This is a genomic window from Rhodoferax fermentans, from assembly GCF_002017865.1.
Lineage (GTDB): Bacteria > Pseudomonadota > Gammaproteobacteria > Burkholderiales > Burkholderiaceae_C > Rhodoferax > Rhodoferax fermentans.
On the sequence record NZ_MTJN01000002.1, the window covers coordinates 199,889 to 223,160 of the forward strand.

The following is a 23,272-nucleotide window of genomic DNA, read 5'->3' on the forward strand; positions in this document are numbered from 1 at the left end:
TGTGTCTGGGAACGTACTTGGGTGCGAAAAAGCCCCCAAGTATAGCCGAGAGCGCCTGTCACCCCCCTGCAGGACAGGGGCTTTATCAGGGTTTACCCGAGCTGCGCGGTGGCGCTGGCGTGCAGGCAAATCGCGGCTGCTGTGGCCACATTCAGCGACTCTTCACCACCGGGCTGGGCAATGCGCACATGCTGGTTGGCACGTGCTTCGAGTTCCGCGCAGATGCCCTGTCCTTCATGTCCCATCGCCCAGACACAGGGCATGGGCAACGCGCGTTGTTGCAGCAACTGGTGCAAAAAATCACCGCGGTGAGAACTGGTCACCAGCAGCGGCAGATTGAGCTGATCAAGCGCCGTCAGTTCGGCACTTTCCAACAGGTGCAGACCCCAATGGGCGCCCATGCCAGCACGCAAAACCTTGGGACTCCATAGCGCGGCCGTACCTTTGAGCGCGATGATCTGCTTGAAACCAAAGGCCGAGGCACTGCGCAGAATCGCGCCCACGTTGCCCGCATCCTGCACCCGGTCCAGAACCACCGAGGCCACTTGGGTCTGAACCAACGCAGCGGTCGGCAGATCAAACACAAAGCCCATGCGTGCGGGCGACTCCAGCGCGCTCAGGCTGTCATACAAGGCATCTGGGATAACTATGTTTTTTGCAGCAGCCTGCCCATATTTATCAAGGGCTAAGGGCCAAAAAGACTCTGAAAAGATGCCGATTTGCGGACGCACACCCCGCAGCAGCGCGGCACGCACCAGGTGGTCCCCTTCGGCCCAGAAACGACCGAACTTGCGGTAATCGGTGCTGCCGTGCGCCAGGCGCTTGACTTCCTTGAGCAAAGGGTTGTCGCGTGAGCTCATCAGCAAAGGGGGATTCGAAGAAGTCATCACAACAAAGCATCCGTGGCCAAGGGTTCAAGCGGATCAAGATGGCGGCGGTGGGCCACCCGCACGTCGAGACGCCCTGCCCCAGCGTCCAACACCTCACGCACCGGAGCAAAACTCTTGCGGTGTAAGGGGCAGGCACCGTGGGTTTGCAAGGCTGCCAGGTGCTGCGCCGTGCCATAGCCTTTGTGTTGGGCAAAACCGTAAGCCGGGTAACGAATCTCTACCTCGTCACACCAGCGGTCACGTGTCACCTTGGCCAGAATCGAGGCCGCCGAAATCGCGGCAATCAGCGCGTCACCCTTGACGATGGCTTCACAACGCATCGGCAGCACCGGCAGGCGGTTGCCATCGACCAACACCAGTTTGGGTGGCAGACGCAAGCCCAGCACCGCGCGGCGCATGGCCAGCAGCGTGGCCTGCAGGATGTTGAGCTGGTCGATCTCTTCCACTGTGGCCTGGGCCACGGCAAAACACAGGGCCTTGGCACGAATCTCATCAAACAGCTGGTCTCGTTTGAGTGCGGTGAGTTGTTTGGAGTCGGCCAGCCCGGTGATTGGATGTTGATCGTCCAAAATCACGGCGGCGGCCATCACTGGCCCAGCCAGAGGACCACGACCCGCCTCGTCCACCCCGGCGACCAGCCCCTGCGCTTCCCACTGCAGAGCAACTTGTTGCATGCTGTCCTGCGCAGCGCGACGCGGTCTGGGTTTAGAGGATGCTGGCGATGGCATGGGCGGCAAGCGTGGGTGTGTCGCGCTGCAACTCGGCATGCAGCGCGCTAAAGCGGTTTTCAAGGCGCTGGATTGTCTCAGGCGCATGGGCTACGGCGTCCAGCCAGGTCAAAACTTCTTTGGCCAAGGCCTGCGGTGTGGTGTCGTCCTGCAGCAACTCAGGCACCACAAACTCGCGACACAGGATGTTGGGCAGTCCGACCCAAGGCTGCAACTTCTTGCGCCGCATGATCTGCCAGGACAGCGCCCCCATGCGATAAGCAATCACCATCGGGCGCTTGAACAAGGCCGCTTCCAGCGTGGCGGTGCCGCTGGCGATCAAGGTGACATCACAGGCGGCCAACACCGCGTGAGACTGCCCTCGCACCACTTTCAAGGCCTGGCCCAACCCACTGGCCGCTGCGGCGGCTTCGATGCGTTGTTGCAAGGCGGGTATCGCAGGCACTACAAATTGTGTAGCTGGTTGCGCTTTTTTAATAAGGACTGCAGCCTGAAAGAACACATCCACCAGATGGCGCACTTCGGACTCACGGCTGCCCGGCAGAATCGCCACCACCCTGCCCTCAGCTGCCAGCCCGAGCTTGGCGCGGGCTTGCGCACGATCTGGCTGCATCGGAATCACCTGGGCCAGCGGATGGCCGACATAGGTGGCGGCGATACCGTGGCTGGCCAGCAATTCAGGCTCGAACGGGAAAATGCACAAGACGTGGTCAACGCTGCGTTTGATCTTTTCCAGCCGCTCAGGCCGCCAGGCCCAAACTGAGGGGCAGACAAAATGCACCGTCTTGATGCCTTGTGCGCGCAGGTCAGCCTCCAGGTCCAGATTGAAATCGGGGGCGTCGACACCGATGAACACATCCGGCGGCTGGGCCAGCAGACGCTGTTTGAGCTGTTTGCGGATGCCAACGATCTCGCGGTACCGGCGCAACACCTCCCAGCCAAAACCGTGCACCGACAGTTTGTCGTGTGGCCACCAGGCCTCAAACCCACGCTGCGCCATCTGCGGGCCACCAATACCCATGCTGTGTAAATCGGGCCAACGCGCGCGCAGGCCGTCCAGCAACAAACCCGCCAGCAGGTCGCCAGAGGTTTCACCCGCCACCAGCGCCGCGTTGTTCATGAACGGAGCTGCCTGGCTAGCGCACAATGCCGCGCTGGGGTGACGATTGCTTCAAAAATGACAGCATCATCTCCACGTCTGACAAGGCCTCAGGGTGGTTTTCACTTAAACCGGTGATACGCTCCATGGCCACCTGCAAGGTCAGGTCGTCACGGTACAGCGCCTTGTGCATGGCTTTGACGGCCGAGATGCGATCCGGCGAGAAACCACGGCGGCGCAGACCTTCAAAGTTCATCGAACGCGCCGCAGCGGGTTGGCCCTGGCACATCACAAACGGTGGTAGGTCAGCAAACAGCAGAGTGCACATCGCGGTCATGCTGTGGGCACCGATGCGCACAAACTGGTGCACCACGGTGAAACCACCAAAAATAGCCCAGTCACCGACATGCACATGGCCAGCCAACTGGGTGTTGTTGGCAAAAATCGTGTTGTTGCCCACCTGACAGTCGTGGGCCAGGTGCACATAAGCCATCAGCCAGTTGTCGTCGCCGACGCGGGTCACACCCAGATCACCGGGCGAGCCGATGTTGAAAGTGCAAAACTCGCGGATGGTATTGCGGTCACCAATGACCAGCTCACAGGGCTCACCCGCGTACTTCTTGTCCTGCGGAATTGCGCCAAGCGAGGCGAACTGGAAGATGCGGTTGTCGCGCCCGATGGTGGTGTGGCCTTCGATCACCACATGCGGGCCCACCGTGGTGCCCGCAGCGATCTTGACATGGGGTCCGATGACGCTGTAAGGCCCGACACTGACCGAGCTGTCAAGCTCGGCCGCCGAGTCCACAATGGCGGTGGCGTGGATGGTGGTCATGGTGTTGTCTTCAGCTCACTTTGCGCATGGCGCAGGTCAACTCGGCTTCAACCGCCAGGTTGCCATCCACTTCCGCGCGGGCTTTGAATTTGAAAATACCGGCTTTCATGCGCAGCAGTTCCACCGACAGGATCAGCTGGTCACCCGGCTCCACCGGCTGTTTAAAACGTGCGCCGTCGATGCCGGCGAAGTAGTAGACCATGTCGTCGGTGGGCGAGGTGTCCAGCGCATCAAAGGCCAGCAAAGCGGCGGCCTGCGCCAGAGCTTCAAGCATCAGCACACCTGGCATCACCGGACGGTGTGGGAAATGGCCTTCAAAAAAGGGTTCGTTGATGGTGACATTTTTCAGGGCCTTGATGGTTTTGCCCTTGTCGATCTCGAGCACGCGGTCCACCAGCAAAAACGGGTATCGGTGGGGCAACTGCTTGAGAATTTGATGGATATCCATGAATCTGACCTTGTTTACAAATTGGAAGAAGGGTTGGGAGCCAGCACCTTGACCTGGGCTTCCAGCGCACGGATGCGCTCGCGCAGGCTGGCCAGCTGTTTGACTGACGCGGCGTTTTTTTCCCACGCGGCGTTGTCGTCAATCGGGAACATGCCAGTGTAATGACCCGGCTTGTGAATCGAGCGGGTCGCCACCGACGCCGCCGAGATATGGACCCCATCAGCCAGTGTCAGATGGCCGAGCACCACCGCGCCACCACCCACGGTGCAATGCGCACCAATGTGGGCACTGCCCGCCACACCGGCACAACCCGCCATGGCGGTGTGCTGGCCAACAACCACGTTGTGGCCAATCTGGACCAGGTTGTCAAGCTTGACGCCGTCTTCAATCACCGTATCCGCCAGCGCTCCGCGGTCAATGCAGGTGTTGGCACCGATTTCAACATCGTTGCCAATACGCACGTTGCCGAGTTGTTCAATCTTGACCCAGGTACCGTTGTCAGGTGCAAAACCAAAACCATCGGCACCAATCACTACACCAGGGTGCAGCAGGCAGCGTTCACCAATGTGACAGTTCTCGCTGATGGTCACTCGAGACTTCAAGACGGTATCTGCACCAATACTGGCCCCGGCTTCCACCACACACAAGGCACCAATCTGTGCACTGGGGTGAATGATGGCCTCTGGGTCGATCACCGCAGACGGGTGGATCAAAGGTGCTTCCCGCCGCGGCAGGCTGGCCTTCCAGAGCTGAGTGGCACGGGCGAAATACAGATACGGGTTGTCTGTGACGATGCAGTCACCCCGTGCCTGCGCCTGGGCCTGCATCTGCGGACCCACAATGACACACCCCGCCTTGGAGACAGCGAGTTGTTGCTGGTATTTGGGATGACTGAGAAAACTCAACTGCGCTGGCTGCGCAGTTTCCAGCGGCGCCAGGCCTTCGATCAAGCGATCAACATCTCCGAACAGCAGACCACCCAGTGCCTCAACGAGGGTTCCCGCACGCAAAGCCACCTGCGGCCAACCTTTCGCTCGGTTACTTGGCAGGCGTGACGGCGTTGAGCGCCTTGATGACCTTGTCGGTCATGTCGATCTTGGGGTTCACGTAGACCGCGTCCTGGAAAATGATGTCGTATTTTTCAGCGGCAGCGATGTCCTTGATGGCCTTGTTGGCGCGTGCAATCACCTGCTGCAGCTCCTCGTTTTTGCGGGCGTTCAGGTCTTCCTGGAACTCACGGCGTTTCCGCTGGAAGTCCCGGTCTTGCTCAAGCAGCTGTTTCTGGCGGGTGACCCGCTGCGCCTCTGGCAAAGTCGGTGCCTCACGCTCAAACTTGTCGGCAGAACTCTTGATGCTGGCACCCAGATCGGTCAACTCTTTTTCACGCTTGGAAAATTCCTGCTCCAACTTGGTCTGGGCCGCTTTGGCTGTGGCTGCCTCCTTGAGCACCCGGTCGGTGCTGACAAAACCAATCTTGACTTCCTCAGCCTGCACCGAAGCCAAACACAAACCACCTACCAGCACCAAGGCCAGCTGACGTACATATTGATTCATTAGAAACTCGTTCCGATCTGAAATTGCATACTCTGGATTTTATCGCCATCGTACTTCTTCAAAGGTTTGGCAAAGGCCAGACGCAAGGGACCGACTGGGGAAATCCAGCTGATACCTACACCCGTCGAGGCACGCAAGGCGCTGGCGTTCTCATTGATCGCCAGTCCTCCATTGTTGCCACTGACCATACCGGCATCGACAAAACCGTACATGCGCAGTGAACGGTCATTGCCAGCACCGGGGAACGGTGTCAGCAACTCCAGGTTCACATTCATCTTGCGGTTGCCACCGATGTGGGTGTCACTGACATCCCTTGGCCCCAAGCTACCCGACTCAAAGCCTCGCACCGATCCCAAACCACCACCATAAAAGTTCTTGAACACCGGGTAAGAGCGCTCACCCATCACTTTGCCTAAACCCACTTCAACATTGAATGCTGCCGTGTACTGCTTGCTCAGAGGAAGATATTGTTGGAACTGGTACGTGGTGCGCAGGTAACGGGCATCACCGGCAAACGACCACTCGGCATTGGCTTTCTGGTAGCGACCCTTGGTCGGCGCCAAGGCACTGTCACGGCTGTCACGGGCCCAGCCCGCAGTGAACGGGATGGCTGAACTGGAATACCCATATTCATCACCATAGGCTTTGTAAGAGGTGGGCAACAGCGTCCCTGGTTGAATGGTGGTTTTCTCAATGCCAGCGCCAAAATACACGGTGTCAATTTCAGTGAAGGGCACACCAAAACGGATCGACCCACCCGAGGTGATCAACTTGTAGTAGTCCTCATCTTCGTAGGGACTGCTGGTTTTGCGATACACGTCAATGGTTCTGGAGACACCGTCTTCGGTGAAATACGGGTCGGTGGTGCTCACCACCAAGACCCGATTGGTTTTGCTGGTGTTGATCTTGAGACCCAGGGAGTTGCCGGAGCCAAACGCATTTTCCTGGGACAGCCCAAAGGACAAGCCAAGACCGTCACCACTGGAAAAACCAGCACCCAAACTCAGACTGCCCGTGGGCTTTTCGACCACGTTGAGCGTCAGATCCACCTGGTCTGGCGCCCCCGCCACTTCCTGGGTTTCCACCGCCACATCCGAAAAATAACCCAAACGGTCGACACGGTCACGAGACAGGCGGATCTTGTCGCCGTTGTACCAAGACGACTCCAGCTGACGGAACTCGCGCCGCACGACCACATCGCGGGTGCGGGTGTTGCCCGCCACATTGATATGGCGCACATAAGCGCGCCGCGACGGATTGGCCTGCAAGGTCAAGGTCACCAAGTTGTTGGCCCGATCAATCTCAGGTACCGCATCCACCCGGGCAAAAGCGTAACCAAAGTTGCCAAAATAGTCTGTGAAGGCCTTGCTGGTTTTGGCCACTTCATCAGCGTTGTAGGCCTGGCCAGGGCGAATCGACACCAGAGACTTGAACTCGTCATCCTTGCCAAGGTAATTGCCTGCCAGCTTGACACCGCTGACCACAAAGCGCTCACCTTCGGTGATGTTGATGGTGATGCCGATGTCGGTCTTGTTGGGGTCAATCGCCACCTGCGTCGAGTCGACCTTGAATTCCAGGTAACCACGCGCCAAATAATATGAACGCAGCGTCTCGATGTCCGCATTCAACTTGGCACGCGAATAGCGGTTGGACTTGGTGTACCAGCTCATCCAGCCACCGGTATCCAGGTCAAACAGGTCGCGCAAAGTGGATTCACTGAATACCTTGTTGCCCACAATGTGAATCTCGCTGATCTTGGCGGGTTCACCTTCGCTCACGGTGAAGGTCAGGTTGACCCGGTTACGTTCAATCGGCGTCACCGTGGTCACCACCTGGGCCGCGTAGAGGCTGCGGTTGATGTACTGGCGTTTGAGTTCTTGCTCAGCGCGGTCAAGTTGTGCCTTGTCGAAGGGGCGACCGTCGGCCAGACCCACATCACGCAGCGACTTGATCAGCACTTCCTTGTCAAATTCCTTGGTGCCAACGAATTCCACCTCTGCCACGGTGGGTCGCTCTTCAACCACCACCACCAGCACATCACCGCTGATGTCAATGCGCACATCCTTGAACAAACCCAAGGCAAACAGGGCACGAATCGCTGCGGAGCCTTTGTCATCGTTGTAGGTGTCACCCACCTGCACTGGCATGGACACAAACACAGTGCCCGGCTCAACACGCTGCAAACCTTCAATACGGATATCACGGACAGTGAAGGGGTCAACAGCCCAAGCCGATGGAGCGGCCATTACCAAAGCGGCCACCGCAGCGAGTGCGTTCAGGCGAAAACGATTGAGTTGCATGGTGAAAATGAAGAAATGTAGGTTGTGCAAACAGCACAACAAGAGTTAACCGAGCAAGCGGGAGAGATCGTTAAAAAGGGCGATAGACATCATCAGGATCAAAAGCGCAATGCCTCCTTGTTGCAGACGTTCCATCCAGCGTTCGGACACCGGCTTACCTGTAGCGCCCTCCCAAAGATAATACATCAGGTGCCCACCGTCGAGCACCGGCAGCGGCAACAGGTTCAGCACCCCCAGACTGACGCTGACCAGCGCCAGAAACGTCAGGTATTGGATCACACCCATGCCAGCCGATTTGCCAGCATAGTCGGCAATCGTCAGCGGACCACTGATGTTTTTGATGGACGCCTGCCCCACCAACATCTTGCCCATCATCTTCAGCGTCAACACCGAAATGTCCCAGGTCTGGGTCACGCCGCGCCAAAGCCCATCCAGCGGCCCATAACTCACCGTGACCATGGCTGGTCGCGAACCTACGAAGCCACCGATGCGCCCAATCGTTTGACCGCCATCAAGCACCGTTTTTGGGGTCACGCTCAACTCCAGCAACTGGTCCCCACGCAGCACCTTCCAACGCTGGGTCTTGGCCTGCCCCTGGCTGGCGGAGTTGCGAATGACACTGCGCAGTTGTTGTCCATCGATGATGGGCTGGCCATCCACCGACTGCACCTCATCACCCTCACGCAAACCTGCCAGCGCCGCTGCACCGTCAGCCTGCAGTTCACCCATGGTTGGGCGGGTCAGGGGCATGGCAATGCCTATGCTTCTGAACAACTCGGCATCCACCTGGCTGCTCTCAAGTGTGGACAAGGGCAACTGCAGCTCGCGTTCGGTGTTGCTGGACCCGGCCACCACCAAACTGACATCTTCACCATCCATCGCGCCACGTGTTAATGCCCAGCGAACGTCCTCAAACGACTCCACCTGCGTCAGTTCTGCCCCCGTGGCCCCCATGCGAAGGACACGCTCCCCGCCCACCAAGCCCGCTTTGGCGGCCAGAGAAGCGGCCGGGGGCGGACTCAGAATGGCTTCGGGCAAAAGCACACCCATCCAGTTGACCAGCGCGTACAACAACACCGCCAGCAGCAAATTGGCAGCCGGGCCCGCCGCAACAATCGCGGCCCGACGGCGCAAGGACTGGGTGTTGAAGGCCATGTGTTTCAGCGCAGGCTCTACCGGGCCTTCGCGCTCATCGAGCATCTTGACAAAACCACCCACTGGAAACAGTGCCAACACGAATTCAGTGGACGTTGGTGTGGCTTGCCAACGCAACAGCGGCTTGCCAAAACCGATGGAGAACCGCAGCACCTTGACACCACAGGCCACCGCCATCCGGTAATGACCGTACTCATGGATCGCAATCAGCAGCGCAATCGCCACCAGAAAGGCGGGAAGGGTCAACATACGAAAGTGGTTGGCTGGCGGTCAGCGGCCAATGCGTTGCACCACGGACTCTGCCGCACTGCGCGACAAAGCATCCAGCGCCAACAAGTCGTCCAGCGAACGAGGTGGACTCGGAAGCACTGCAGCCAAAGTATCCAAGTTGACCGCATGGATCTGATCAAAACGGATGTTTCCCTCCAGAAAGGCGGCCACAGCCACTTCGTTGGCAGCATTTAACACCGCCGTGCTGCCCGGTGCTGCGTCCAGCACGGACCAGGCCAGTTTTAGCCCGGGGAAACGTTCTGCATGTCCATAGGAGTCAATCGACTCAAAGCTCATGTCCGCCATGCGGCTGAAGTCCAGCGCCGTGGCGCCCGAGGTCACGCGGTCCGGCCAGGACAACCCGTAGGCAATTGGCACTTTCATGTCGGGGGTGCCAAGCTGGGCGATGACAGAGTTGTCGCGGTACTGCACCATCGAGTGAATCACGCTTTGCGGGTGGATCACCACCTCGATTTGTGCAGGCCGCACACCAAACAGGTACTTGGCTTCGATCACCTCCAGCGCCTTGTTCATCATCGTAGCCGAGTCGACCGAGATCTTGCGCCCCATCACCCAGTTCGGGTGGGCGCAGGCCTGATCGGGCGTGATGCTGACAAACTCGGCAGGGTCGCGGCGGCGAAACGGCCCACCCGAGGCGGTCAGGATGATCTTGTTGATCTGGCTGGCCCACATGCTGGCGTCGTCCGGCAGCGACTGAAAGACCGCCGAATGCTCACTGTCGATCGGCAACAGCTTGGCGCCACCGTCCGCCACGGCTGCCAGAAAATAGTCGCCCCCCACCACCAGCGCTTCTTTGTTGGCCAGCAGCAAACGTTTACCCGCGCGTGCGGCGGCCAGGCAAGAGGCCAGACCGGCGGCACCCACAATGGCCGCCATGACGGTGTCCACTTGGTCATGCTCCGCTATCTCTTCAATAGCTTTAGGCCCATATAGGACGCGGGTTAAAAGTGCATTTTCCTTACATTTCCGCTCAAGAACCTTGCCATGCTCCACACTGGCCATGACCGCAAACACCGGCTTGAACTGCGCACATTGCGCCAACATCTTGTCAACCTGGGTTGATGCGCTCAGGGCAAACACCTCAAAACGCTCGGGATGCAGTGCGATGACTTCCAGCGTGCTGACACCAATCGACCCAGTGGAGCCCAGAATCGCCACACGTTGTTTAGTCAGTCCAGTTTGTTCTGTCATGAAGTTTCTCAGAAAGATACCAACATCATGGCCAGTGGCAGCGTGGGCAGCAACGCATCAACCCGGTCCAGCACACCACCATGTCCAGGCAACAGGGCGCTGCTATCCTTCACGCCAGCGCTGCGCTTCACGAGCGACTCGACCAGATCACCCACCACACTCATGGCCGCCATAAACACCACAGCCACCACCATGAAACCCCAACCCCGCTCACCCAACAGGGTGTAAAAACTCGGTGAGGCGCCGCCGTTGGCCAGATCTGCATAACGCCAGACACAAGCCATCAAAATTACCCCGACCATCCCCCCCCAGACACCTTCCCAACTTTTGCCAGGACTGATGGAGACCGCCAGCTTGCGGCGGGTGAAACGCCCACCCAGGGCTCGCCCAGAAAAATACGCGCCAATGTCCGCCATCCAGACCAGGGCCAGCACCGACAACAGAAAATTGATACCCAACAAACGCGCCTGTACCACAGCCAGCCAGGTCAGGCACAGGGCGAGCAAGCCCAGAACCAGGCGCACCGGACGCGCCACCCGGGACCACGCCGGAACGCCCGCCTTGAGCATCCAAGCCCCGGCCAGCACCCAGACCGTCCCCGTCAACAACCAGACACGTGGCCAAGCATCCACCAACACGCCTGTCCACCACATCCCGAGACAGGCCAACACACACAGCCCACCAGCCACCAGCGACAAGGACATGCTCAAGCCATTCATGCGTGCCCATTCCCAGCCAGCTGCTGCAATGAACACCGCCGCAATCAGAAAAAAAGGTTCAGGTTGTGTGTAAAAGAGTGCTGGTAACAGCACCATCAACAGCACCAGGGCAGTCAGTACCCGTTGTTTGAGCATGGCAGACTAGCGCTCGCCCGTCGAGGCGGGCTCACCGTCGAGCTGGTCCGAGGTCATGCCAAAGCGCCGCTCACGCTGGGCGAACGAGGTGATGGCTTGGTCGAGAGCAGCCTCGTCAAAATCAGGCCACAACACATCGGTGAAAAAGAACTCGGAATAAGCGCCTTGCCAGAGCAGGAAGTTGCTCATGCGATGTTCACCACCGGTGCGGATCAACAGATCGGGGTCGGGCACATGCGCCAGCGCCATGGCACTGTTCAAGTTGTCCTCGTTGAGGGGCAAACCCTGCTCGGCCACCTTTCGCGCCGCCTGGGCAATGTCCCAACGACCGCCGTAATTAAAACAGGCATTGAGGATCAATCGGGAATTACCCGCTGTGGCAGCCTCACCCTCTTCCATGCTGCGCAACACCCGAGGAGACAGGCCGCGACGGTCACCTACAAAACGCAGTTGAACACCCGCTGCCTTAAGTTGGTTCACCTCACGCATCAGCGCCATGGCAAACAGGTCCATCAGACCCGACACCTCTTCCGTGGGGCGTTTCCAGTTCTCCGATGAGAAAGCAAACACCGTGAGTACCCGAACACCCCTGGCATCACAGGCTTTGGCACAACGCTTGAGAGATTCAACACCTTGCCGATGTCCGGCAATACGCGGCAAAAACCGCTTGTTCGCCCAACGTCCATTGCCATCCATCACGATGGCAATGTGGTGAGGCACCTGCTCGTAGGCCATGGCCGGTCAGACCGCCATGATGTCTTGTTCTTTGCTTGCCACCAACTGATCAATGACCACAATGTGTTTGTCGGTCACTTTTTGAATATCAGCCTCGCAGCGCTTTTGCTCATCCTCTGAGGCCAGCTTGTCCTTCACCAACTTTTTCACCGCCTCATTGGCGTCACGGCGCAGATTGCGCACCGCGATTTTGGCGGTTTCACCTTCGCCCCGAACCACTTTGGTGAGCTCCTTGCGGCGCTCTTCCGACATGGCAGGCATCGGCACACGAATCAAATCACCCATGGACGACGGGTTCAAACCCAAGTCACTGTCACGAATAGCTTTTTCGATCTTGGCACCCAAGCCCTTTTCCCAAGGCTGCACACTCAGTGTGCGGGAGTCGAGCAAGGACACGTTGGCCACCTGAGTGATAGGCACCATTGCGCCGTAGTAATCCACATGCACCGTGTCCAGAATGGCCGGATTCACTCGCCCCGTACGAATCTTGGTCAAGTTGTGTTGAAACGCAGCAATGGACTGATCCATCTTGGCTTCGGCAGTCCGCTTCACATCTGCAATTGGCATCTTCTACTCCTCACTCCACAGTCATGATTTCAGCAAAAGCGAATTGTCGCTCGCTTATGCGTACACCAGGGTACCTTCGTCTTCACCCAGAACCACCCGTTTGAGCGCACCATTCTTGAAAATCGAAAAGACCTTGATGGGTAACTTCTGGTCTCGGCACAAAGCAAAAGCCGTGGCATCCATGATGCCCAGGTTTTGCGAGATCGCATCATCAAAAGATATTTTGCTGTAACGCGTTGCTGTTGGATCCTTCTTAGGATCAGCCGAATAAACACCATCCACCTTGGTCGCTTTGAGCACAATTTGCGCCCCAATTTCCGCACCACGCAATGCCGCAGCCGTGTCGGTGGTGAAAAAAGGATTGCCCGTACCGGCCGCAAAAATGACCACTTTACCTTCTTCGAGGTATTGCAAGGCCTTGGGGCGGACATAAGGCTCAACCACCTGCTCAATGGCAATGGCCGACATCACCCGAGCCGTCAACCCAGCCTTGTTCATAGTGTCACCCAGGGCCAGCGAGTTCATGACCGTGGCCAACATACCCATGTAGTCAGCAGTCGCCCGATCCATCCCAACCGAGCCACCAGCCACACCTCGGAAAATGTTGCCTCCACCGATCACCACGGCCACCTCGACTCCCAGGCGAGTTACCTCCACAATCTCATCCACCATACGCACGATGGTGTTGCGGTTGATACCAAACTGGTCATCTCCCATGAGTGCCTCACCTGACAACTTGAGCAAGATGCGCTTGTAAGCAGGTTTAGCAGTTGTCATGAGACGCTCCTTTGAGACAAAATTGATGGGTAAAACGACCTGGGTGACGGGAAGAAGCAATCAATCAGGCAGCTTGCTTGGCAGCAGCAACCTGGGCAGCCACTTCAGCAGCAAAATCATCCACCTTCTTCTCAATGCCTTCGCCAACAACGTACAAGGTGAAGGATTTCACCTGTGTCGCCGCAGCCTTGAGCATTTGCTCCACACTTTGCTTGTCGTTTTTGACAAACGGCTGGTTGAACAAAGAAACTTCCTTGAGATACTTCTGCACACCACCTTCGATGCGCTTGGCCACAATTTCAGCAGACTGCACAGGTTTACCTGCGGCAGTAGCCACAGCAGCGTCTTCAGCCGCTTTGGCAGCAGCCACAGAGCGCTCGCGCGCCACCAGATCGGCAGGCACATCGTCACTGGACAAAGCCACAGGCTTCATGGCAGCCACATGCATGGCCACATCTTTTGCAGCAGCTTCATCACCTTCGAACTCAACCACCACACCAATGCGGGTGCCGTGCAGGTAGGAAGCCAACTTGTTGCCAGCAGCGAAGCGCTTGAAACGGCGGAAACTCATGTTTTCGCCAATCTTGCCAATCAAACCCTTACGAACATCTTCCAAGGTGGGACCAAAACCTTCTTGAGCATAGGCGCAAGCACCCAGAGCTTCCAGGTCTGCAGGGTTGTTCTTGACAATCAGCAAAGCAGCAGCATTGGCCAAAGCCAAGAAACTGTCGTTTTTAGTGACAAAGTCGGTTTCGCAGTTAACTTCCAGCAAGGCCCCCACATCACCCTCTGCGGCGTAGGCCACAACCCCCTCAGCCGTCACACGGCTAGAGGCCTTGCCAGCCTTGCTACCCAGACGGACGCGTAAAATTTCTTCAGCCTTAGCCATGTCGCCTTCAGCCTCAGTCAGCGCGCGCTTGCACTCCATCATGGGCGCATCGGTCTTGCCACGCAGTTCAGCCACCATGCTTGCGGTAATTGCAGCCATTTGTATCTCCGGATTCAGTTCAGTCAGTTAAAAATCGAATTAAAAAAAAGGGGCACCCAAGCCCCCTTTTTTGGGGTCGCAAAAACCTCAGGCAGTCGCCTCGTTCACTTCCACAAATTCGTCAGCACTCTCAGCAGCCACAGCCTTGACCACATCATCGATCGCATTGGCACGCCCCTCAATGATGGCATCCGCAATACCACGCGCATACAGCGTGACAGCCTTGGACGAGTCATCATTGCCCGGGATCACGTAGTCAATACCTTCAGGCGAGTGGTTGGAATCCACCACGGCCACCAACGGAATACCCAGCTTCCTGGCCTCAGCAATAGCAATCTTGTGGTAACCCACATCAATGACAAAAATGGCATCAGGCAACACAGTCATATCCTGGATACCACCGATGTCTTTTTCAAGCTTTTCCAGCTCGCGAGCAAACATCAACTGCTCTTTCTTACTCATAGCATCCAAACCAGCTTCTTGCTGCATCTTCATGTCTTTGAGGCGCTTGATGGAGGTCTTGACCGTCTTGAAGTTGGTCAACATACCACCCAACCAACGCTGATCAACATAAGGCACACCAGCGCGTTGCGCCTCAAGAGCCACGGTTTCACGCGCTTGACGCTTGGTACCCACCATCAGCACCGTGCCGCGCTTAGCGGAGATCTGGCGCACAAACTTGGCAGCCTCCTGGAACATCGGGAGCGATTTTTCCAGGTTAATGATGTGAATTTTGTTGCGATGGCCAAAAATGAAGGGGGCCATCTTGGGATTCCAGAAGCGGGTTTGGTGACCAAAGTGGACGCCTGCTTCCAGCATGTCGCGCATAGTAACTGCCATATATAACTCCGAAGGTTAAGTCTAAAATCCAGCTCGTTTTGCATCAACCAAACATCTGTCTGCCTGGCCGCCACAACACCTTGATGAGGCTGGTTTGCGATTTGCTTTGCACTGCACCAGCATCTTGCCAGCACCATCTACAAAGCCTGTCGAGTATAGCATCGCCGACGCTGACGTCCTGGCGCCAGCGCGTGCCCGGGTTTACCCAGGCAACAAATACCCTAGACTATCGGCTTAACAGGCAATATTGAAAAGACGAGGCCGTACGACCCGATGCGCGAGTGCCAGAACATGCAGACCATGCCCCCGGATCTATCTCTGAAACTCGCCAACGCGGTTGACGGCATGCCTGCCTTCCCTAAAAGTGTCGAGAAAATCCTGCAGCTCACCCGTGATGTGAATTGCACACCCAAAGACATCGTGCAGGTGATTGACAAAGACCCAGTGGTCACTGTCAAGATCCTCAAGGTGGTCAATTCGGCTTATTACAGCCTGCCTCGGCAAATCACATCGGTGAACAATGCCGTGGTGTATCTGGGTTTCAACACCATCAAGAATCTGGCGCTGGCGATCGCAGCCATCGGCATGATGCCCAAACACAATGCGGCTGACTTTGATGTGGACCAGTACCTGCTTCACTCACTCTCCACGGCCGGCATCGCCAGAAAGCTGGCCTCCCAGATGGGTGATGCCGACCCGATGGACTGCTTCATTGGTGGCTTGTTGCATGACTTCGGCAAAGTGGTGTTTGCCCAGTTTTTGCCCGAAGAATTCCGTCAGGCCTTGCGTATGAGTCAGGCCAACAAGTCATCCCTGCACGAGGCGCTACGCCAAACGGTCGGAGTTGACCATGCACTGGTAGGCGCCATGTTGGTTGAGAAATGGCGCTTTGCGCCCGAGCTGATCCACACCATCTCCCACCAATACGAAGCCGACCAGGTCGATACCGGCCTGTTTGCCTGCGTTTTCACCGCCAACCAGATCAGCAAACAATTGGGGTTTGGATTTGGCGGCAACCCGTGTATTCACCCACTTCCTGAACAAGTGCAGCGTCGCATGGGCGGTACGCTGGAAGATGTGATTGCGGCGTCGGACGACTGGAGCACAGTCTTCGACGACGCCAAACTGTTTGCCACCTTATGACAGGCGCAGCATGAAAGTCAAATTTTGGGGTGTCCGGGGTTCGATTGCATCACCAGGGCCGGCCACCGTCAGGTACGGTGGCAATACCACCTGCATTGAGGTGCGCACTGACAACAACGAACTCATCATCCTGGATGCTGGCACCGGTATCTTCCCGCTGTCCCAATCCCTACTGACCGAGTTGCCAGTGACAGCCAACGTCTTGATCACCCATTCCCACTGGGATCACATCCAGGGGCTGCCTCTGTTTGTACCCAACTTCATCCCCGGCAACACCCTGCGCCTGCACGGTGCTTATGACCCGGTTACCGGCAAGGGAGTCGAACAGGTGATGTCGGTGCAACTGCAGTACAGCTACTTCCCGGTGCGTGAGGCGGAATTAAAAGCTCGCATTGAATACGTCACCCTCACGCCCAACGAGAGCATCCAAATTGGCTCAGCCACCATCACGCCCTTCATGATGAACCACCCGGTGATCGACTTTGGTTACCGTATCGAAGCCAATGGCAAGTCGGTTTTTTTCACCGGTGACCATGAACCCCCCCCCAATATTTACGAACCTCAGGACCCCGAGTTCTCCGAGTACCAGAGCTTTGTCGACGCCAAAACGGCCGACATCCTGCAGGCCATGGCGGGCGTCGATGTTCTGATCGCCGACAGCTCTTACACCCGCGCGGAATACCCGGCCAAAAAAGGCTGGGGGCACGGCACCTTTGACACCAGCATTGAGTACGCCAAACTGGCCGGGGCCAAGATGTTGTTTTGCACCCATCACGAACCGACTCGCAGTGACGACGCACTCGACCAAGTGTTTGAGCAGGTGTTGCTTGAACACCCGCGCCAAGCTGGAGACCCCATCTACCGACTGGCCAAAGAAGGCGATAGTTACGAGTTCTAGGCCGTGCAACTCATCACACCCAGCTTCCACCACCCGTTGCACGGGGTGGAACAAACACGACAACTGGAACACGCCCTTGCCCAGACCCTGCCCGCTCACACACTGATGCAGCGCGCAGGACTGACCGTGGCGCGTCTGGCCTTGGCCATCACACCCCACGCACAACGCATCTGGATCGCTTGCGGCCCTGGCAACAACGGTGGCGATGGCCTGGAAGCCGCCTGGCACCTGCAGCAATGGGGTAAACACTGTGTGGTGACCTGGCTCGGAGACGCAGGACACGCTCCCGCCGACTCAGCAGCAGCTCACCAAAAACTGACTGAAGCAGGCGTCTTGATCCAGACAAAGGCGCCCAGCGGCCACTTTGACCTGTGCATCGACGCCCTGCTCGGCATAGGCACGAGCCCGCGGGAACCCCAAGGCCCCATGGCCGACTGGATCCGGCTGATCAACGCCCAAGGCGGGCCGGTACTGTCCGTTGATCTCCCCTCCGGCCTACATGCCGACACCGGCCAAACCACCCGGCTGTCCGTGCAAGCCAGCCATACCTTGAGCCTGCTCACCCTGAAACCCGGCCTGTTCACGGCCCAGGGACGCGATACGGCGGGTGCGATCTGGTTCGATGCCTTGGGGGCCGAGACACACACACTGGGCACTGTAAAGCCCCTGGCCCGTCTGAATGCCCGCCCCTTGGTGCATACCCGACAACACGCCAGCCACAAAGGCAGTTATGGCGACGTGGCGGTGATTGGTGGTGCCGCCGGTATGACCGGCGCGGCCTTGCTGGCCGCCAGCGCGGCATTACATGCCGGCGCGGGCCGGGTATTTGTCGGGCTGCTGGATGACGACGCTTTGAAGGTGGATGCTCAACAGCCAGAGTTGATGTTTCGCTCGTTCAGGTCGCTCGACCTGTCCAGCATGACACTGGTGTGTGGCTGCGGCGGTGGACCGGTGATCCAGACCGTATTGCATAAGGTTTTGACCTCTCAATCCCCTGTCGTGATTGATGCAGATGCTCTTAATGAAATAGCAAAAGACAGCACACTGCAAGCCACTTTATCGGCACGCAGGGGGCAGAAATTGGCCACCGTCCTGACACCGCACCCGCTGGAAGCGGCCCGATTGCTGGCAATAAGCACACACCAGATTCAAGGGGACCGGCTGGCTGCTGCCCAGGCCATGGCTCAACGCTTTGGTTGCACGGTGGTGCTCAAAGGCTCCGGCACGGTGATCGCTTGCCCTGAGCAAACACCAGTCATCAACATCACTGGCAACGCCCGCCTGGCCAGTGCGGGTACGGGCGATGTCCTAGCGGGCATGGTGGGCGCACAACTGGCTGCGGGTCACACAGCCTTCGATGCGGCCTGCCGCGCGGTCTACCAGCATGGCCACTTGGCAGACACCTGGTCGCCAGAGCTGGCTCTGACAGCCAAACAACTTGCCAACGGTGGCCCAAGCTGCGGCTAAACCCCGTCTCCGGTTCACCACGGCGGTGGTGTCAGAAAAGCAGCATAGCCACTAAGCTGCTTTTTATATAGCAATCAGCCCTTTATACATAAGGGCTAGAGCAGCAATTATTGTGTAACGCTAGCAGCTGGCACAGGCACCAACACTTGAACCTTCAGGCGGTCTTTCAAGGCCGCGTAATAAGCTCGGGTTTCAGCAACATTCCACCACCGTGCGTACTGTTCACGGTCTTGTGCTGCGTTGGCTTGGCTGGCCACATCACGTGGCAACACCTTGTTGATGCGGGCCACGACATAACCATTTGCCCCCAAATCGACCCCCACCCAAGCAGGCAGCGTGGTGGTGTCTGCGGCCAAGGCTGCCGTCAAAAGCTGGGTTGGCAAATTCTGTGTCTGATCGCGCGACACCACCACGGACCCTGGCAATGACGCCTGGTCAGGTTCCTTTTTCCAGATGGCCAGCTTCTCCGCGCCCTCCTGGCGTGCAAGCTCAACGGCACGCGACTCCACAACACGTGCACGCACCATCGGCTTCACTTCTGCAAAAGCCAGTGTGCTCGCCGGGCTGTAGGCCACCACACGCCCTGACGCCATCTGATTGACCGCCGTTTCGACAGCTTCGGTATTGCGCTTGTTCTCCACACTGTCTGAAGCAAACAAAGCTGAGAGAAATTTTTCGCTGGCCAAGACACCCGTGGCACCGGCTGCTGGCTGGCGCTGCAGGTTGTCAGCCGTCTTGACTTCCAGACCCAGCTTCTCGGCCACGGGTTTGAGACTGTCGGACTGCTCGTACACCGTGTTGGTGAAAAGCTCCGCGAATTCAGCGAACTTACGTTGGGCTTGCTGGGTCTTGAGATCGCTCTCAAGACCTGGGCGCAACTCTTCAAAACTGCGCGGCTTGGGCGACTTGACATCGGTGAGTTTGATGATGTGGTAACCAAAATCAGACTCGACCAGGTCACTGATCTCGCCCTTTTTCATCGCAAAAGCAGCGTCCTCAAAGGGCTTGACCATGGCACCCCGTGCAAAGAAATCAAGATCTCCGCCCTTGCTGGCCGAACCGGTGTCCTGAGAGTTCTTTTTGGCGACATCTGCAAAGCTGTCAGGTGCAGCGCGAACAGCTTTGAGCAAAGCTTGTGCCTGAGCCTGGGCCTTTTGCCGATCAGCGGCCGGTGCATCCTTGGGCGCACTGATCAGGATGTGGCTGGCCCGGCGCTCCTCCACACCGCTCAGACGCGCGACATTTTGCTCATAGTAGGCGCGCACATCCGCCTCAGCGAGCTTGATGCCCTTTTTGACCGAATCCATATCCAGGACAACGTACTCGACCTTGGCATGTTCAGGCGACTTGAACAAGGCCTGATTGGCTTGGTAAAAGCTCTCCAGGTCAGCGTCAGACGGATTCACACGGGCGGCATAGTCCTTGGCCAGGAAATTGGCCACCTGAACTTCACGCTTCTCAAAAAAAGCACTCAAAGCCACATCCGCTGGCGCTGCAGCCACAAAACCAGATCGGCCAATGCCGGCTTCAACCTGTTGCTGGGAAATGCTCTGGCGAACGGAGTTCTCAAAACCTGCGGGGGTGAGCCCCTGGCTGGCGGCCAACTGCCGATAACGTTCCATATCCAGCTTGCCGTCTGCCTGGCGCAGAGACGCGATGGTAGGGTCTTCCTGCAAGAACCTGGCCAAACGGGCATCACTGGTCTGCAAATTGGCCTTTTCAGCAGCCACAAGCATCACACGTTCGCGCACCAGGCGCTCCAGGACGGCAAAACGTGCCTGCGGTGAATCCAGCAATTTGGCATCCAACTCCGGCCTGGCCGCGCGCAGTCGGTCCACCTCGTTCTTGTGTGCGAGCTCCCACTGTCCTTTGGTGATTTCCACAGATCCGACTTTGGCAACAACCTCGTCCGACTGTCCCGCCTGGTTGTACCGATCAATGCCGAACAACACAAAGGATGGAATGATCAGCAGAAACAACAAAATCATCATGATCTTGGTGTGTTTCCGAAAAATATCGAACATGTGACAACTCTCCTGCGGACAAACAAAAAAGGCGAACCAAGAGTTCGCCTTTGCATGGGTGGTGGGTGATGACGGGCTCGAACCGCCGACCTACGCCTTGTAAGGGCGCCGCTCTACCAACTGAGCTAATCACCCCACCGAAAACGAAATTCAGTTGATGGCGTCTTTGAGTGCCTTACCAGGTCGAAACTTGGGCACCTTGGCTGCCTTGATTTTAATCGAGGCACCCGTACGAGGATTGCGCCCCACTCGAGCAGCCCGCTTGCCGACGGCAAATGTGCCAAAACCAATCAAAGACACGGAGTCACCCTGCTTCAAAGTCAGCTTGACCGCCGAGATTGTGGCCTCAAGCGCCCGTGCGGCAACCGCCTTGGGAATGTCAGCATTGGATGCTACGTAATCAATCAGTTCTGTTTTATTCACAACCTACCTCTTAGGAAAATTGGCGTTCACGAAATTTATAGCTGCAAGCTATTCGCTGCTTCGCACAAATGGTTTTTTGACTTTCAGGCATCAGTTACATTCAACTTACACCGCCCAACTAGCGAGAATTCTAAGCGGATTTAAATGGGCCGACGAAACAGCAGCGCAAACTTTTATCAACTGCGGCAAGCTGACTTGCCCGGCATGGGAGAAGCTGCAGCGTCCCTACACTATCTTGAACGACCTCAATCCAGCCAGGTCGTGAATTCGTTCACAACAAGCCGCGGTGTATGAAACGTGTTCACGGGATCAGACAGATCGGCATAACCCAAGGCCATGCCACACACCAGAAACTCATCGACACCGGCACCGATATGTGGCTTGATGATGTTGGCAAAGCTGTTCCAGGCCGCCTGTGGACAGGTATGCAGACCGTGTGCGCGAGCAGCGATCATCAGGCTTTGCAAAAACATGCCGTAGTCCAACAACGAGCCGCGACCCATGGCACGATCCATGGTGAACATCAAGCCCACCGGGGCGTCAAAAAAGTGAAAATTCCGCTGATGCTGGACATGCATCTTATCCTTGTCACCCTTGCCGATGCCAAGCAAACCGTAGAGTCCCCAACCATTCTCGCGGCGGCGCTCAAGGTAGGGGCTGAGCCATGTTTCAGGGTAATAGTCGTACTCTTCCCGATATTCGGCGGCCAGCTCTGGATTGGCGCGTAAAGCATCGTGGGCAGCACACACTTTGGCCACCAGGCTGTCACGACTGGCACCTTGCAGGACATAAACTTTCCAGGGCTGGGTGTTCGTGCCAGAGGGCGCCCGACTGGCCAGTGCCAGCAACTGCATCAACACCGTTTTGGTAACTTCCTGTGGGCTGAAGGCACGCACCGACATGCGAGACGTGATGGCCTGGTCCACAGCGGCTTGACTAGCCAAAAATTCCATCGTTTGAGTCATAGGTGTTGGTAATGAACAGGTGAAGATCTGACGGATTGAAGCAGAAATCGGCTCATGAAGAACTGGCCTGAGGTTGGGAGACCTTCGCGGACCGCGCCAGGCGCCAATACGACAACGCCGTCCGGTAGGTGGCGACCTGTAGCTGGACGGTTTCACTGATGTCCAAGCCATATCCACCCGCCATCACAAAAGCCACGGGCACGCGTCGATGGTGGCACCACGCAAACACTCGCTCATCTCGAGTTTGAAGCCCCGCGGCAGTCAGCTTGAGGCGACCCAAGCGATCACGCTCAAAAGGGTCAACACCTGCCAGATACACCACCAAACCGGGGAGCAGGCGCTGATCAAGCGTGTCCAAGGCATTCTCCAGAGCGTACAAATAGTCATCATCCCCACAGCCATCCGGCAAGCCGACGTCCAGATCGCTGCTCTCCTTGCGAAAGGGAAAATTGTTCTCGCCATGCAGTGACAAGGTCAAGACACTTGGATCATCTTGGAAGATATGTGCGGTGCCATTGCCCTGGTGGACGTCCAAGTCGATCACAGCCACCCGCAATGGCTCAGACCCACAGCTGATCGCCTCCCTTTGGGCGCACCGGATGGCGACGGCGACATCGTTGAATACACAAAAGCCACCACCTCTATCAGCATAGGCATGGTGTGTTCCGCCCGCCAGATTGGCCGCCACAGACTGCTGTAAAGCAGACGCTACGGCGGCTATGGTGGCGCCAACTGAACGACGCGCACGTTCTGCCATCTCAAGACTCCAGGGAAAACCAATCTCACGCATCGCAGCTGGATTCATCTCGCCGGTCTGGATGGCATGGATGTAGGCTGGGCTGTGCACCAGTGCCAACTGCGCGTCGCTCACTTTAGGCGCCTCTTTCAGACAAATTTCCGGCAGTTCCGTACTCAGCGCCTGGCGAAGCATGGTGTACTTTTGCATCGGAAAACGGTGCCCTGGCGGCAAAGGCAACACAAAATGATCAGCGTAAAAAGCGTCCATTCCCGCATTGTGTCGCTGCATTGACAGACAGGCCATTTAGGTACAGCAACCTAAATTGCTGCAATGCAACAACAAACACTTGTCAGCCGCGAACATG

At 57.3% G+C, this 23,272-nt stretch carries 23 protein-coding genes and 1 tRNA gene; 3 read left to right on the forward strand and 21 right to left on the reverse strand.

Translation table 11 applies throughout. From position 1 onward, the window contains the following. Positions 1-92: 92 nt before the first annotated feature. The 16 genes from RF819_RS00965 to rpsB form a co-directional block, all read right to left on the reverse strand. Positions 93-887 carry a TrmH family RNA methyltransferase gene (locus RF819_RS00965; protein ID WP_078363243.1) on the reverse strand — a complete coding sequence of 265 codons (795 nt, stop codon included), beginning with the start codon at positions 885-887 and terminating at the stop codon, positions 93-95. Then, entirely contained in the window at positions 887-1,564 is a 678-nt protein-coding gene (rnhB, locus tag RF819_RS00970; protein WP_143541542.1) for a ribonuclease HII, read from the reverse strand. Before rnhB ends, RF819_RS00965 begins: the two co-directional genes overlap by 1 nt. Before the next feature lie 31 nt (positions 1,565-1,595). After that, entirely contained in the window at positions 1,596-2,738 is a 1,143-nt protein-coding gene (lpxB, locus tag RF819_RS00975; RefSeq protein WP_078363245.1) for a lipid-A-disaccharide synthase, read from the reverse strand. Between the two features lie 16 nt (positions 2,739-2,754). Next, the gene (gene lpxA / locus RF819_RS00980; RefSeq protein WP_078363246.1) at positions 2,755-3,549 is read right to left on the reverse strand and encodes an acyl-ACP--UDP-N-acetylglucosamine O-acyltransferase; all 795 of its coding nucleotides are present in this window, start codon (positions 3,547-3,549) and stop codon (positions 2,755-2,757) included. Positions 3,550-3,559: 10 nt separating this feature from the next. Further along, positions 3,560-3,997, reverse strand: coding sequence for a 3-hydroxyacyl-ACP dehydratase FabZ (gene fabZ, locus RF819_RS00985; protein ID WP_078363247.1), 438 nt, complete (start codon positions 3,995-3,997; stop codon positions 3,560-3,562). 14 nt (positions 3,998-4,011) lie between these two features. Continuing rightward, a complete protein-coding gene (gene lpxD / locus RF819_RS00990; RefSeq protein ID WP_078363248.1) occupies positions 4,012-5,013 on the reverse strand; it encodes a UDP-3-O-(3-hydroxymyristoyl)glucosamine N-acyltransferase in 1,002 nt (333 codons plus the stop codon). A 22-nt stretch (positions 5,014-5,035) separates the two neighbouring features. Further along, positions 5,036-5,551, reverse strand: coding sequence for an OmpH/Skp family outer membrane protein (locus tag RF819_RS00995; RefSeq protein WP_078363249.1), 516 nt, complete (start codon positions 5,549-5,551; stop codon positions 5,036-5,038). Next, positions 5,551-7,851, reverse strand: coding sequence for an outer membrane protein assembly factor BamA (bamA, locus tag RF819_RS01000; RefSeq protein ID WP_078366706.1), 2,301 nt, complete (start codon positions 7,849-7,851; stop codon positions 5,551-5,553). Before bamA ends, RF819_RS00995 begins: the two co-directional genes overlap by 1 nt. A 45-nt stretch (positions 7,852-7,896) precedes the next feature. Beyond that, positions 7,897-9,255 carry an RIP metalloprotease RseP gene (gene rseP, locus RF819_RS01005; RefSeq protein ID WP_078363250.1) on the reverse strand — a complete coding sequence of 453 codons (1,359 nt, stop codon included), beginning with the start codon at positions 9,253-9,255 and terminating at the stop codon, positions 7,897-7,899. 21 nt (positions 9,256-9,276) lie between these two features. After that, on the reverse strand, positions 9,277-10,488 hold the full coding sequence (gene ispC, locus RF819_RS01010; protein ID WP_078363251.1) for a 1-deoxy-D-xylulose-5-phosphate reductoisomerase: 1,212 nt from the start codon (positions 10,486-10,488) through the stop codon (positions 9,277-9,279). 8 nt (positions 10,489-10,496) lie between these two features. Then, a complete protein-coding gene (locus RF819_RS01015) occupies positions 10,497-11,342 on the reverse strand; it encodes a phosphatidate cytidylyltransferase (RefSeq protein WP_078363252.1) in 846 nt (281 codons plus the stop codon). 6 nt (positions 11,343-11,348) lie between these two features. Next, positions 11,349-12,077 carry a polyprenyl diphosphate synthase gene (uppS, locus tag RF819_RS01020; protein ID WP_078363253.1) on the reverse strand — a complete coding sequence of 243 codons (729 nt, stop codon included), beginning with the start codon at positions 12,075-12,077 and terminating at the stop codon, positions 11,349-11,351. A 6-nt stretch (positions 12,078-12,083) separates the two neighbouring features. Then, positions 12,084-12,644: a ribosome recycling factor gene (frr, locus tag RF819_RS01025; RefSeq protein ID WP_078363254.1), complete on the reverse strand. Its 561-nt coding sequence runs from the start codon at positions 12,642-12,644 to the stop codon at positions 12,084-12,086. A 54-nt stretch (positions 12,645-12,698) separates the two neighbouring features. Further along, a complete protein-coding gene (pyrH, locus tag RF819_RS01030) occupies positions 12,699-13,421 on the reverse strand; it encodes a UMP kinase (RefSeq protein ID WP_078363255.1) in 723 nt (240 codons plus the stop codon). A gap of 64 nt (positions 13,422-13,485) precedes the next feature. After that, positions 13,486-14,409, reverse strand: coding sequence for a translation elongation factor Ts (gene tsf, locus RF819_RS01035; RefSeq protein ID WP_078363256.1), 924 nt, complete (start codon positions 14,407-14,409; stop codon positions 13,486-13,488). Positions 14,410-14,496: 87 nt separating this feature from the next. Then, positions 14,497-15,249, reverse strand: a complete 753-nt coding sequence (gene rpsB / locus RF819_RS01040) for a 30S ribosomal protein S2 (protein ID WP_078363257.1) — start codon at positions 15,247-15,249, stop codon at positions 14,497-14,499. A gap of 291 nt (positions 15,250-15,540) precedes the next feature. Here rpsB and RF819_RS01045 point away from each other — a divergent pair, with 291 nt between their 5' ends. Genes RF819_RS01045 through RF819_RS01055 form a run of 3 tightly spaced genes read left to right on the forward strand, consistent with a single transcriptional unit; the run spans position 15,541 to position 18,757 of the window. Continuing rightward, positions 15,541-16,392 (forward strand): HDOD domain-containing protein, encoded by an 852-nt coding sequence (locus RF819_RS01045; protein WP_242473121.1) that lies wholly within the window; start codon positions 15,541-15,543, stop codon positions 16,390-16,392. 10 nt (positions 16,393-16,402) lie between these two features. Next, positions 16,403-17,290: an MBL fold metallo-hydrolase gene (locus RF819_RS01050; RefSeq protein ID WP_078363258.1), complete on the forward strand. Its 888-nt coding sequence runs from the start codon at positions 16,403-16,405 to the stop codon at positions 17,288-17,290. Between the two features lie 3 nt (positions 17,291-17,293). Then, complete coding sequence (locus tag RF819_RS01055; RefSeq protein WP_078363259.1) at positions 17,294-18,757, forward strand: NAD(P)H-hydrate dehydratase; 1,464 nt, start codon at positions 17,294-17,296, stop codon at positions 18,755-18,757. A gap of 107 nt (positions 18,758-18,864) precedes the next feature. Here RF819_RS01055 and RF819_RS01060 read toward each other — a convergent pair whose 3' ends face one another. From RF819_RS01060 to RF819_RS01080, 5 genes are all read right to left on the reverse strand, one after another. After that, complete coding sequence (locus tag RF819_RS01060) at positions 18,865-20,781, reverse strand: SurA N-terminal domain-containing protein (protein WP_078363260.1); 1,917 nt, start codon at positions 20,779-20,781, stop codon at positions 18,865-18,867. A 59-nt stretch (positions 20,782-20,840) separates the two neighbouring features. After that, a tRNA-Val gene (locus tag RF819_RS01065) sits at positions 20,841-20,916 on the reverse strand. Between the two features lie 15 nt (positions 20,917-20,931). Continuing rightward, a complete protein-coding gene (locus RF819_RS01070) occupies positions 20,932-21,204 on the reverse strand; it encodes an HU family DNA-binding protein (protein WP_078363261.1) in 273 nt (90 codons plus the stop codon). A 245-nt stretch (positions 21,205-21,449) separates the two neighbouring features. Then, on the reverse strand, positions 21,450-22,157 hold the full coding sequence (locus tag RF819_RS01075) for a nitroreductase (RefSeq protein WP_242473123.1): 708 nt from the start codon (positions 22,155-22,157) through the stop codon (positions 21,450-21,452). A 64-nt stretch (positions 22,158-22,221) separates the two neighbouring features. Beyond that, entirely contained in the window at positions 22,222-23,175 is a 954-nt protein-coding gene (locus RF819_RS01080) for a histone deacetylase family protein (protein ID WP_078363263.1), read from the reverse strand. Positions 23,176-23,272: the final 97 nt, after the last annotated feature.

What these genes read in the sequence shown, in the direction of transcription:
- fabZ (WP_078363247.1), bottom strand. Translation starts at nt 3,997, where the DNA reads ATGGATATCCATCAAATTCTCAAGCAGTTGCCCCACCGATACCCGTTT.
- uppS (WP_078363253.1), bottom strand. Translation starts at nt 12,077, where the DNA reads ATGGCCTACGAGCAGGTGCCTCACCACATTGCCATCGTGATGGATGGC.
- RF819_RS00995 (WP_078363249.1), bottom strand. Translation starts at nt 5,551, where the DNA reads ATGAATCAATATGTACGTCAGCTGGCCTTGGTGCTGGTAGGTGGTTTG.
- RF819_RS01080 (WP_078363263.1), bottom strand. Translation starts at nt 23,175, where the DNA reads ATGGACGCTTTTTACGCTGATCATTTTGTGTTGCCTTTGCCGCCAGGG.
- RF819_RS00965 (WP_078363243.1), bottom strand. Translation starts at nt 887, where the DNA reads ATGACTTCTTCGAATCCCCCTTTGCTGATGAGCTCACGCGACAACCCT.
- rnhB (WP_143541542.1), bottom strand. Translation starts at nt 1,564, where the DNA reads ATGCAACAAGTTGCTCTGCAGTGGGAAGCGCAGGGGCTGGTCGCCGGG.
- rseP (WP_078363250.1), bottom strand. Translation starts at nt 9,255, where the DNA reads ATGTTGACCCTTCCCGCCTTTCTGGTGGCGATTGCGCTGCTGATTGCG.
- RF819_RS01015 (WP_078363252.1), bottom strand. Translation starts at nt 11,342, where the DNA reads ATGCTCAAACAACGGGTACTGACTGCCCTGGTGCTGTTGATGGTGCTG.
- bamA (WP_078366706.1), bottom strand. Translation starts at nt 7,851, where the DNA reads ATGCAACTCAATCGTTTTCGCCTGAACGCACTCGCTGCGGTGGCCGCT.
- RF819_RS01075 (WP_242473123.1), bottom strand. Translation starts at nt 22,157, where the DNA reads ATGGAATTTTTGGCTAGTCAAGCCGCTGTGGACCAGGCCATCACGTCT.
- lpxB (WP_078363245.1), bottom strand. Translation starts at nt 2,738, where the DNA reads ATGAACAACGCGGCGCTGGTGGCGGGTGAAACCTCTGGCGACCTGCTG.
- RF819_RS01060 (WP_078363260.1), bottom strand. Translation starts at nt 20,781, where the DNA reads ATGTTCGATATTTTTCGGAAACACACCAAGATCATGATGATTTTGTTG.
- RF819_RS01050 (WP_078363258.1), top strand. Translation starts at nt 16,403, where the DNA reads ATGAAAGTCAAATTTTGGGGTGTCCGGGGTTCGATTGCATCACCAGGG.
- ispC (WP_078363251.1), bottom strand. Translation starts at nt 10,488, where the DNA reads ATGACAGAACAAACTGGACTGACTAAACAACGTGTGGCGATTCTGGGC.
- pyrH (WP_078363255.1), bottom strand. Translation starts at nt 13,421, where the DNA reads ATGACAACTGCTAAACCTGCTTACAAGCGCATCTTGCTCAAGTTGTCA.
- frr (WP_078363254.1), bottom strand. Translation starts at nt 12,644, where the DNA reads ATGCCAATTGCAGATGTGAAGCGGACTGCCGAAGCCAAGATGGATCAG.
- RF819_RS01045 (WP_242473121.1), top strand. Translation starts at nt 15,541, where the DNA reads ATGCAGACCATGCCCCCGGATCTATCTCTGAAACTCGCCAACGCGGTT.
- lpxA (WP_078363246.1), bottom strand. Translation starts at nt 3,549, where the DNA reads ATGACCACCATCCACGCCACCGCCATTGTGGACTCGGCGGCCGAGCTT.
- rpsB (WP_078363257.1), bottom strand. Translation starts at nt 15,249, where the DNA reads ATGGCAGTTACTATGCGCGACATGCTGGAAGCAGGCGTCCACTTTGGT.
- tsf (WP_078363256.1), bottom strand. Translation starts at nt 14,409, where the DNA reads ATGGCTGCAATTACCGCAAGCATGGTGGCTGAACTGCGTGGCAAGACC.